Consider the following 12,029-nt stretch of genomic DNA (forward strand, 5'->3'; position numbering starts at 1 on the left):
TTGTTGTCGGCGACCCCGGTGGAATTCGGCTCGGACGACGCCGAACTTCTTTCCCCCCTCGACGCTACTATTCTGGAGGTGTCGATCGACGAAGACATCGCGGGCGAACCAAAGAGCGCATTGGCGGATGATGATGATTTGTTCGCCGGAGGGGCGCGAATCGAACCGATACTGGGCGTCGTATCCGAGTTCGAAGAGAGTATGATGGCCTTTGCGGCCTCCGCCGAACCGAGCGCCGCCGAACCAGTTTCACTGTTGACCCACTCGTATCCGGATTTCGCTTCGATTTCCCCCGAGACCCATCCGGTGCTTTATCTCATTCCCGCCGATCCGTCCGCTTCCATCGGCATTGGCGACGGCGCACCCGGCGACTACGTGCTGACCCAGGCTGATCTCGATCTGCTGGCCGGATTCGAGAAGGTCGTCATCGGCAGCGCGGACGGAAGTCATCGGATCGTCATTGGCAATCCCGACGATGCTTCCGCGCCGGTGGTGATCCGCAGTTCCTTTGTTTTGATGACTCCCCAAGAGGGAGGCGGAGTTTTCCAGCACGGTGACTTGATCGGCGACGGTGAGGCCGGGCTTGAAATCATCGGTTCCGGAAATACCACCGTCTTGAACGGCAGCGTCACCGTTCCGGGCGACCTCACTTACTCCGACACCGTTGTCATCAACGGAGATGTCACCCTGAACGTCGGCGGAAATTTCACGTTGAGCGTGGGTGCCAGCATCCGGGGCAACGGTGATTCCACTCCGGATACGCTGACCATCAACGCTGGTTCGGTCGATGGAGATGGATACGTCATCGGCGGTTCGGTCCGCATCTCCGGCGACATCGGCGGTTATGGTCTGACGGATGTTACCATCAATGCCGGAGTCGACGTGGTGATCGATTCGGGAGCCACCATCTCCACCCGGCAGGTGGCCGACGGCGCCGATCCGGCGACCGCACCGTCGATCGGTGATTCGGGAGATCTGGTTATTAAAGGAACGCAAATCGACGCGAACGACGGCGCCCGACTGTTCGCCCATGTGGAAGACGGTAGCTCTTTCGCGGCGGGCGACATCAAACTGACCGCCAGCATGACGGTCTATAGTCTCTTGATCCGTGCGGGCGGTGCCCTCACCGGAGCGGCCGTCAACCTGAACGGCGTCACCATCCGGGGCGGCGACATTTCGATCTCGGCCGAGGCGGGGGACAAGAATTTGATCGACGGTGCCGCCAGCATCATCGAAACCCAAGTGATCGATCGGTTGACCCGGATGTTCGAAGATCTCCTTGAGATCCCGATGATGGTAATGATCAAACGGGCCTCGGCGGAGGTGATCCTGGCGGGCAATACCGAACTGACCGCGAGCGGCGATCTCCTTTTACAATCCAATGCCGTCGCCGACGCGACCGCCAAAGCGGTCAGCCGTCTGTTCAGCGCCGGCTTCAGTCATGCCCACAGCTCCGCCGAAACCATCGTCGGGGAGGGTGTGAAAATTGTCGCGCTCGGAACGGTGACGATCCGGTCCTCCGCCGAGTCGACCGCCGACATGACCACCCGCACCGCCAAGAACCTCGGCGGTTTCCCGGAGAACCAGCAAGACATCGCCATCTCCTTCGCGGTCGCTCATTCCGAAACCTATTCTTTGGCCCGGGTCGCCGCCGGGGCGATGATCACCGCTGGCGGAAATCTTTACGTCCATGCCCTCGGAAAAGCGGCCACCTCCGGAAGCGCCGAGGCCGGAGTCTATAAAGACGGACGCGCGGGCTTGACCATGGGCATCGCGATCGCCGACGCCGACATCCGGGCTGAAGTCGACGGAACCCTCGAGGCCGCGGGCAAGAATGTCGTCCAGGAATTCGTTCCGGCTTCCGACGCCGATCCCGCCGCCAACACCATTCAGATTGTCAACCATGGTTTCGCCCACAACGAGCAGGTCGTTTACTCGACCGGCGATGGCCTGAGCATCGGGGGTCTCGAGGATGGCGAAACCTATTACGTCCTGGTTGACGGAAACCACCGGGTGCGACTCGCCCTCGGACCGGCGATCAATCTCGACAACAACGGTTCCAGTGGCATCCACCACCTGACGCTCCTCGACCTGAAGGAGTTCGACGGTGTTTCCGGAGTCGACGGCATCGCCAACACCATCACCTTTCCGGCTCCCCATGGATTCAACCACGGCGAACTGGTCACCTATTTCGAACTCGACGCCGCCGCCATCGGCGGTTTGATCCGGGGGCACAATTACTACGTCTCCGTGGTCGACGCCCACACAATCCGGTTGCATGACGCCGGATTGAGCGTCGAATTGGATGCGACCTACGCCACCGGCAACGACCATTCGCTCGGCGGCCGGGCCGTTGATCCGGTCACTCAAGTTGACACCCTTCGCGACGCGATTCTTTTCGGAACCGCCCACGGCTGGACCACTGGCATGAGCGTGGTCTATTCTTCCGGCGCTGGAACTCCAATCGGCGGTCTGGAAGACGGGGTCACTTATTATGTGATCGTGCTGGATGCGACGACGGTCCGTCTCGCCGAAACCGAGGCCGAAGCGATCGCTGGCGCCGCGCCGGTCAATTTGGAGCCGGTTTTTGAATTTGATCCGAACCAGGTGGTGAGCAACGAAGACGGTTCGCTCACTTTCGCTCTTCCCCATAATCTGGTCAACGGACAGGAGTTGCTCTATCAAACCGGCGGCGGAAGCCCGATTGGGGGACTGATTCCCGGACAGGTTTACTTCGCGATCGTCGAGGACGATTACACCATTCGTTTGGCCGCCTCGTTTGAAAATACCCAAGGCGAAGAGCCAGTCGCCATCGCCTTGGATGCCGATGCCGCTTCGGGTTCCGAGCACGCGTTGACCGTCGGGCCGGGTTCCGGAACGCACCTCCTTTTATATGAGTCGGAAGTCCGGAGTTTCGATTCGATCACCGGAGTCGACAGTGCCCTCGACACGATCACCTTCGATTCCGCCCATGGCTTCGCCACCGGTGACGCCGTGATTTACCGAAGCGATTTCGGAACGCGACTCCGCGGACTCGACGACAACGCCGTCTATTTCGTGACCGTCGTTGACGCCTACACCATCCGTTTGGGCGCGACCGAAGATCAGGCGATTCGCGCCGAAGCCATCGATCTCGATCCGTCGGTCGCCACCGGCGCCGGACATTCCCTCACCGCCGTCACCGCCGTGGAGGGCATCGGCATTTTGGCTTCCTTGGACGCATCCGAATCCGCCGACTCGTCGGCCGGCACCGGAGGTTCTCCATCGAAAATGGATGCTCTCACCAAGGGAGATTTTACGGTGAGTCTCTTCTCGTCGATTAAGGAGAAAATCCAAGCCAAATTCGGCTCCCAGGAAAAAGCGGAAGAAACTTCCGGCTCGACCTCCAATTTCAGTGCCGCCGGTGCGCTCGCGTTTATCTACGGTGAGAACACCGTCGAAACGGTTATCGGTTCGACCGCGACCCTCCGCTCCGAAGTCGATCTCGACGTGGCCGCCACCTTGACTCATCGGGTGAACATCGAAGTCGAAGCGAGCATCGAAAAAGCCGAGGGAGCCAAAAAGGCCGGAGCGGCCTCCGCCGCCGTCGGCGTCGCCGTCCTTAATAATAAGGCTCGGGTGAATATCGCTTCCGACGCCTCGCTCGACGCCTCCGGCGACCTGCGTCTCCATTCTCTCGTGACGGACCCATTCGCTCCGGATTCGGTGATGAAGGTCATCGATAAGATTCTTGGATTGGTCGACCTTTTCTCCGATCTGGAAGGCCAATCCTTCATGGACGTTCTTTCGGATGCCGGAAGCGGCGCCGGAGGAGTTATCTCCGGTTTGCTCGGAATCCTCGGATTCAAGACCGGCATTTTGAATTCCTGGGTCCGGAGCAGTTCTCAAGCCGACAGTCTCTCCCTCGCCGGTGCGATCGATGTTTTTGTCGTTACCACCGTTTCCGAAGTCGTCGTCGGGGAGAACGTCCAAATCAATCAGGATCCACTTTTCCAAACTTCCGAGCAGTCCGTCGAAATTTCCGCGGAAACCATTTTCACCGGTATTTATATGACCGGGATTTTCGAATTCGATCTGGCCGGGATTTTGGAGATCAAAGAGATGATCAAGAAGAAGGATCCGTGGGCCGGTCCCTACAGTCCGTTTGGTGCTTCCAGCGGAAAGGCCGGTGTCGGCGGAGCGTTCTTCGTGCTCGTTCTGAACCAGACCACTCAAGCGATCGTCAAGGAGGGAACGAAAATTCACAGCGGGGTCGACGGCGGAATCAAGATCGATGCCCAAGCCACCAACCTGATCATCTCGCTCGGGCAAAGCGGTGGAAAAGCTGGACAATTCGGAGTGGCTGGAACGGTGACTTTTGTCATGCAGGACGCCGTCGTCTTGGCCCATCTGGAGAACGGGGTGGAAGTCACCGGCGGTTCTCTCGACGTCTCCGCCTTCGACCGCAGCATCCACGTCAATCTCGTCGGCTCCGTCACCAGCGGGAATGGCGCCGGTATTGGAATGTCGATCGCCATCAATATCGTCGACCGCGATGTGGCTGCCGTGATCGGCCGTCTCGACGGCGAATCAACCGCTGAATCCCTCATCGACATCGAGGGGGATCTGAACGTATCCGCCAAAGCCGATGGGTGGGTCTTCGCTTTCTCGGCCGCCGCCGCGATCATCACCCCCGAATCGCAGAAGCCGCCCGAATCCGGTTCCGGCCCGGCGGAGAAGGGGAGCAGCGAACCGCTCGACCTGATCGATGTCGATATGTCGGAGTATCTCGACTTGGCCGGTGACACGGCATCCGACGACGCCACCAAACAAGGAAAGGCCGGTATCGGGATTTCCGGAGATGTTTCCATTAACTTGGTTTTCGACAAGGTCCGCGCCATCATCGCCGATCCGGGTAAACTGATCGCCGAGAACATCGCAGTTTCGGCTTCCAACGATACTTACCTTGTGGCCGCCTCCGGTTCCGCTTCCTTCGCCAAGTCCGAAAAGACTTCCATCGGGATCGCCGGTTCGTTCAGCTTCAATTTGATCGAAGGCGAAACCCTCGCCTCGATCTCGCTCGCGACCATCGAAACCGACGGCGACCTTTCGGTCACCGCCACCCGGTCCGGTATGATCATCGCCCTCTCCGCCGGAGGCGCCGGCGCGGTAGGTAGCAGCGGATTCGGCATTGCCGGTTCGGTTTCCTCCAACGTGATCACCGACCGAACCGTTGCGTCCCTGCAGGACGTCGACGCCAAGATCGGTGGCGATCTGATTGTCGACGCCAAGAATTCTGCGATCATCGTCGCGATCGGCGGAGCGGGCGCGTTTGGCAGCAAGGCCGGACTCGGGGCCGCCGTCGCGGTCAATGTGATTTCCGCCGACACCGTCGCCGCAGTCACCGAGTCGGTTCTCACCACGGACGGATCGATCCAAGTCTCCGCCGACAATCTTTCGGTGATCGTATCCGTGGCAAATTCCGCCGGCGCTTCCAAATCGGTCGGCGCATCCGGGACTGTCGCGGTGAACGTGATCGCCAACACCACGGAAGCCTACATCGAGGAGGTTGGGCAACATCCGGGTGCTCCCGCCACCGCCGGGCCCATTTCGGTCAAGTCGAGCGACGCCTCCAGCATCTGGTCCCAATCCGGCTCGGTCGGCGCCGGAGGAGCGGTGGGTCTCGGTGCCGCGATCGCCATCGGCGTCATCAGCAACACCACGTCCAGCCGGGTCCGCTCCACCCAACTTCGCACTGCTTCCACCCTTTCCCTGAACGCCGAATCGGCGACTTCGATCAACACCCTCTCCCTCGGCATCGCCGGGGCCAAGAAAACCGGTCTGGCCGGATCGGTTTCGGTCAACGTCCTCCACGGCACCACTGAAGTGATTGTCGCGGATTCGATTCTCCAAGCCGATGGCACGGTCGATCTTCGGTCCGTTGACCGCAGCGTGATCAATTCCGTGAGCGGTGGTTTCGCCGGAGCGGGCAAAGCGGCCATTGGCGCGGCGATGTCGGTCAACGACCTGGCCAACACGACGCAAGTCATTGTCGAGGGGTCCACCATCCAAACCACTTCCGAGGACATCGATCTTTTCGCCATCTCCAGTGCGATGATCAACAGCGCCGCGATCGGTGGAAGCGGTGCCGGTACGTTCGCCTTGGGTGGCTCCGTTTCGGTCAACTTGATCCGCAACACCACTGAGGCCGGTGTCACCCGGTTCTCCTCGCTTACGGCCGCCGGATCGGTGACCATCGTCGCCCGCGAACTTTCTCCTGAGATTCTCGACGTTCTGAACATTCCGGGCGCGGATACCGAAACCCTCGATGTCGGCGAGGCGGTTCTCGGAAACATCAACGCCCTGGCCGGAGGAATCGCGGGAGCGGGCAAGACCGCCATCGGCGCCGCCGTCGCGACCAACGACATTTTGAATACGGTTCGCGCGACCGTCGACCGTTCCACTGTGACCGCCGCTTCCGGCGACGTCACCGTCGCGACGCTCTCCACCTCCGGCATCCGCTCCCTCTCGATCGGCGGTTCCGGCGCCGGGACTTTCGCATTGGGCGGTTCCGTCACCGTCAACCTGATCCACGGCGACAATGTCGCGGCCATTCGCAACGGTTCGGTCCTTGCCGCCGGGGAGGGGCTGAAGGTCCTGGCCGCCGACCGGAGCACCATCTTCGGTTTCGCCGGGGGAATCGCCGGGGCCGGCTCCACCGCGATCGGGGCATCGGTTTCCACCAATGTCATCGCCAATTCCGTGAAGGCGACCGTCGAAGCTTCGACGCTGGAAGCCGCCAGTGGAAACGCCGAAATCACCGCCGAGTCGGCCGCCGACATCGCCACGGTCACCGCCGGGGGAGCGGGCGCGGGTAAGTTTGCCTTGGGTGGAGCGGTCTCCGTCAATGTCACCGCCCAGCACGTCGAGTCTTCCATCATCGGCGGCGCCGATTCGCAGGGCCGTTTCTTCAACCCGACCGGTCCGGTTTCAGGTTCTTCCCACACGATCCATTTCGGCTACGAACACGGATTCCAAACCGGTCAGGCCGTTATTTACAGCAACGGCGGCGGCGCCAGCATCGGCGGCCTTGTCGACGGCGAAGTTTATTATGTGATCCGGGTCGACGCCACCAGCATCCAGTTGGCCGCCACCCGCGAGGATGCTTTCGACGCCGAACCGACCGAGATCGTCGAACTCGATCCGTCCGTCGCCGGGGGCGGCGTCCACACACTTCGCCCGGTGGTCGATCTCGCCCACGACCTCAACGGATGGGGCAGCACTATCGACCTTGGTTACGAGCACGGATTCGTCAGCGGTCAACCGGTCCTTTATCTAAGCGCCAACGGTGCGACGATCCCCGGCTTGGTCCACAACACGGTCTATTATGTGATCGTGGTCGGCCCGACCGGTATTCAACTCGCCGCCACCCCGGAAGATGCCGACCCGGCCGATCCGAACCCGATCACGCTCAACCCACCGTTTATTTTCGATCCTACCGCCGCCGTAAACGCCGGTACCGGCATCATCGACCTCGGCGTCGAGCATGGTCTCCAAACCGGCGATACGGTCGTTTATCTTCCTGAGTTCGACGAGGAGGGCGAACCTCTTGGTGTGATCGGCGGACTCTCGGCCAACGGCACGTATTATGTGATCCGGGTCAGCGCCACAGCGTTCCGCCTCGCGGCTTCGGAGGAAGCCCTGGCCGAGAACGAAACTATCGAACTCGACCTCACCGATACCACCGGTTCCCTCCACCGTTTCACCCCGGTTCTCTCCGGAGCCGGAGCGAGTATCGTTCCGGTCTTTGAAAGCGGCCTCGCGGTCGACACGAACAACAACACGATCACCTTTACTTCCGATCACGGGTTCGTCAGCGGCCAACTCCTCGCCTATCAACTCGGAACCGGCACCGCCATCGGCGGGTTGCAGGGCGGCTCCTCGTATTATGCGGTCGTGGTCGACGCCAAGACCATTCGCTTGGCCGCCACCCGCGCCGACGCCTTGAAGGAAGCCGTGATCGATCTGACATCGGCGGGTTCCGGCGAACTTCACCAATTCGTCCCGGCTCTCGATTTCACGACCGACCTCGCCGGAAACGAAATTGTCTTCGCCCGTCCCCACGGTTTCACCCACGGGCAAGCCGTCCTCTACCGGAACAACGGCGGGGAGAACGTCGGCGGCTTGATCGATGGCGCCACCTATTTCGTCATCGTCGTCGACGACCAGACCATCTCGCTCGCCGCCACCCATCAAGGCGCCCTCGATGGGACTTCGCTCAACCTCGCCGCCAGCCTTGAGGGCCGTCAGCATTCCCTCCTGCCGGTTTTCGTGCCGGGTGCCGCCGTCGATTCGTCCGAAAACACCATCGATCTCGGCTACGAGCACGGCTTTGTCACCGGCCAACCCATCCTTTACGGCAACGGCGGCGGTGCCAGCATCGGCGGGCTGACTTCCGGCACCACCTACTTTGCCATCGTGGTCGATGGGACGACAATCCGGTTGGCCGCAAGCCGAGCCGACGCCATCGCTTCCAGCCCGGCCGCGATCAACCTCGATGCCTCGGTGGCGACCGGCCAGGCGCACACGCTCCTCTCCGCTTCCGAGGTTTCCGCTTCCGGCGACATTGTCGTCAGCAGCGAGAACCGCTCGAGCATCAGTTCCCTGACCGGTGGAGCCGCCGGAGCCGGAGTAGCTGCGATCGGGGCTTCGGTTTCGATCAACACCATTGTCAATCACGTCGCGGCCAAGGTCGAGGCTTCCAACCTCCGGGCCGGTGGCGCGGTCCTCGTTTCCGCCAAGTCTTTGGTTCATATCGGTTCGATCTCCGCTTCCGGTGCCCTCGCGGTCGCCGTCAACGCGGCGGGTGGCGCGGGCAAGGCGGTCGCCGGATCCCTGTCGATCAACACCGTCGCCAATCTCATCGAAGCTTTCATCGCTAACGGCAGCGTCGTTTCCAGCGGCGGCGGCCAAGGTGTTTCGGTCACCGCCGAGGATCTGACCATCATCACCGGTCTCGCCGGAGCGTTGGTCGGTTCCGGCGCGGGCGGTTCCGGTGGCGGCAGTGCCGGCGCCGTCGGTCCGGCGTTGGCGGTAAACATTGTTTTCAGCACCACCCAGGCTTACATCGAGGATTCGATCATCGAGGCCGATGGTTCGGTCGAGGTCGTAGCCGAATCCGAACTGATCGCCGTCACCGTTGCGATCGCTGGAGCCGGTGCGGGCGCTGGTGGTGCGGGTGGAGGAACCGGACTAGCGGTCGCCGGAGCCGGTGCCGTGACGATCGGCGGGAAAACCGTCCGTGCCTACATCGGCGAGAACGCCGTCATCACCGCCGGAAATGGGGGCGCCGTCCGCGTCATCGCCACCGATTCTTCCTTTATCAATAGCGACGCCGGTGGAGCGGCCGCCGCCGGAGCCGGTGGAGCGGGTGGCGGAGCCGCCGCGTCCGTCGGCATGTCGGTCGCGGTCAATCTGATCATCAACACCGTCGAGGCGGTGATTCGTTCCGCGACCGTTTCCTCTTCCGATACCGTCGATGTGGTCGCGACTTCGGCGATCATCATCATTGCCATCACCATCGGCGGGGCCGGAGCCGGAGCCGGTGGAGCGGGTGGCGGCAAGGCTGTCGCCGTAGCCGGTTCTTTCTCCACCAATACTGTCGCGTCGAAGGTTCGGGCCGCGATCCGCGGCGGCAGTTCGGTCAGCGCCCCGGGCAGCGTCACGGTCCGCGCGGACGATGAAACTTCCGTTTACGCTTTCGGCGGCGGCGCGACCGGCGCGGGCGCGGGTGGTGCCGGAGGTGGTGCCGCGGTTGCGGTCGGTGCCTCGGTCACGGTCAACGTGATCGCCGGTTCCGTGGAAGCCGTCATTGACGCCTCTTCCGTTGAAACGCCGGGAGCGGTTTTGGTTGAAGCCACTTCCGCGGGAGAAATCATTGGCGCCTCGATCGCCTTCGGTGGCGGCGGGGCCGGTGGAGCCGGAGGCGGAGTCGCCTTGTCCGGCGCCGGTGCCGGCACCATCAATGTTCTCACCCGGACCGTCCGGGCCGAGATCTCCGGTGAGAGCGAAGTTTCGGGTGCCGATGTCACCGTTCGCGCCCTGGATTCAGCCCGCATCATTTCCGCCGCCGGCGCGGCCGCGGCTTCCGGAGCCGGTGGAGCCGGAGGCGGGGTTGCCGGACAGATGGGCGCCTCGGTCGCCACCAACACCATTGCCAACACCGTTCGTGCCGCGATCAGCGATTCCACGGTGACCGCCGCCGGAGCGGTGACCGTCAATTCCGAATCGGTCGCCGAAATCATTACAGTTGCCATCGGTTTCGCCGCGGGCGGCGCAGGCGGCGCCGGAGGAGGCGTCCGCATCGGAGCCGCCGGCTCGGCCGCCGGATCCGGAATCGGGGTGACGGTCCAGGCCGTGATCGAAGGCAGCGATGTCACGGCCGGCGGAACCGTCACCGTGATCGCCGCCGACAGTTCCCGGATCTATTCTTTGGTTGGTGGCGCATCCGCCGGTGGCGCGGGTGGCGCGGGCGGCGGCGTCGCCGGAGCGGTGGGAGCTTCCCTGTCGGTCAATGCGATCACCAGTAACCTCGAAGCCGCCATCGACAATTCGACCGTGACGGCTGCCGACGTTGTGGTCCGGGCTCTGTCGAGCAGCTACGATTACAATGTCCAATTGGTGACCGTCACCGATTTCGCTCAGTTGCCGAACGAAGGCGTGGCCCAGATCATCGTCGGCCGCCATGCCACCGACGGAACCTTGCACATCCGGATCTTCGATGCCTCCGGCGCGCGGGTGGTCGATGTTTCCGAAGCCGATCTGGCCGCTTTGAACGCCGAGAGCGCCGCGATGGTCGCGGAGTTGAAAACTTATTTGGCCAATCTCTGGGATCGCGCCGAATTGTCGGACGAAGAGCGCACCGAAATCATCAACACCCTCAGCACGCTGACGGATCAGCCGATCTTCGACGGCGGCATCATCAGTGTCGCCATCGGTTTCGCCGCCGGTGGAGCGGGAGGGGCCGGAGGCGGGATCGCCTTGAACGCCGCCGGAGCCGGATCGGTCAATGTGATCGCGAAAACTCTCCTGGCGGAGATCCGCAACAACTCCCGCATCGAGATCACCGGCGCGGGCGAAGTGCGGGTCGAAGCGATCGATTCTTCGAATGTATATGCCATCGCCGGTGGCGCGGCGGCCGGCGGTGCCGGGGGCGCCGGAGGCGGAGTGGCCGGTCAGGCCGGTGCCTCGCTGGTCACCAACGCGATCGCCAACACCGTCCGGGCCGCTATCCTGGATTCGACGGTGACCACCGACGGATCGGTTGTGGTCAACGCCGAGTCGAGCGCTCAAACCTTGGCCATCGGTATCGGATTCGGCGGTGGCGGAGCCGGTGGCGCCGGTGGTGGCGTCGCGATTTCCATTGGCGGCTCGGTGAGCGGCAGCGGAATTGGGAATACCGTCCAGGCCGTGATTGAGGGAAGCACCATCGTCGCCGGAGGATCGGTCGCGGTGACCGCGACCGACCGGTCGAGGCTCCTCGCGTTCGTCGGCGGTGCCGCCGGTGGTGGCGCGGGCGGAGCCGGTGGGGGCGGAGCCGGAGCGATCGGCGCCTCCATCGCGATCAACGCCATCACCAACACGGTCGAAGCAATCATCGAAGGCTCGACTGTCACCGCGTCGGACGATGTGACCGTGCGGGCCGTTTCCACCGGAGAGATCATCACCGCCGCGATCGGATTCGCCGGCGGTGGCGCGGGTGGTGCCGGAGGCGGAGTCGCCCTTTCCGGCGCTGGCGCCGGAACGATCAATGTCATGACCAAGACGGTCGCCGCCGAGATTCGGGGCGGGAGCGATGTGACCTCGACAAATGGGGATCTGTTGGTCGAAGCGGTCGACACTTCAAAAATTTACGCGGTCTCCGGTGCGGTGGCGGCTTCCGGTGCCGGGGGAGCTGGCGGCGGTGTCGCCGGACAGTTGGGCGCTTCGATCGCGACCAACGCGATTGCCAACACCATCCGGGCGGCGGTGATCGATTCCGTGGTGAATGC

The 12,029-nt window shown here is 62.7% G+C and carries 1 protein-coding gene (only partly in view); it reads left to right on the plus strand.

Going from position 1 to position 12,029, the window contains the following annotated elements; genetic code table 11:
* Nucleotides 1-12,029, plus strand: partial view of a proprotein convertase P-domain-containing protein gene (locus ACWUI2_RS05955; RefSeq protein WP_486981941.1) — the beginning only. It continues 49,189 nt past the right edge of the window; only the first 12,029 of its 61,218 coding nucleotides appear in the window; the start codon lies at nucleotides 1-3; its stop codon lies off the right edge, out of view.

Source organism: Verruconatronum alginivorum (assembly GCF_056590205.1).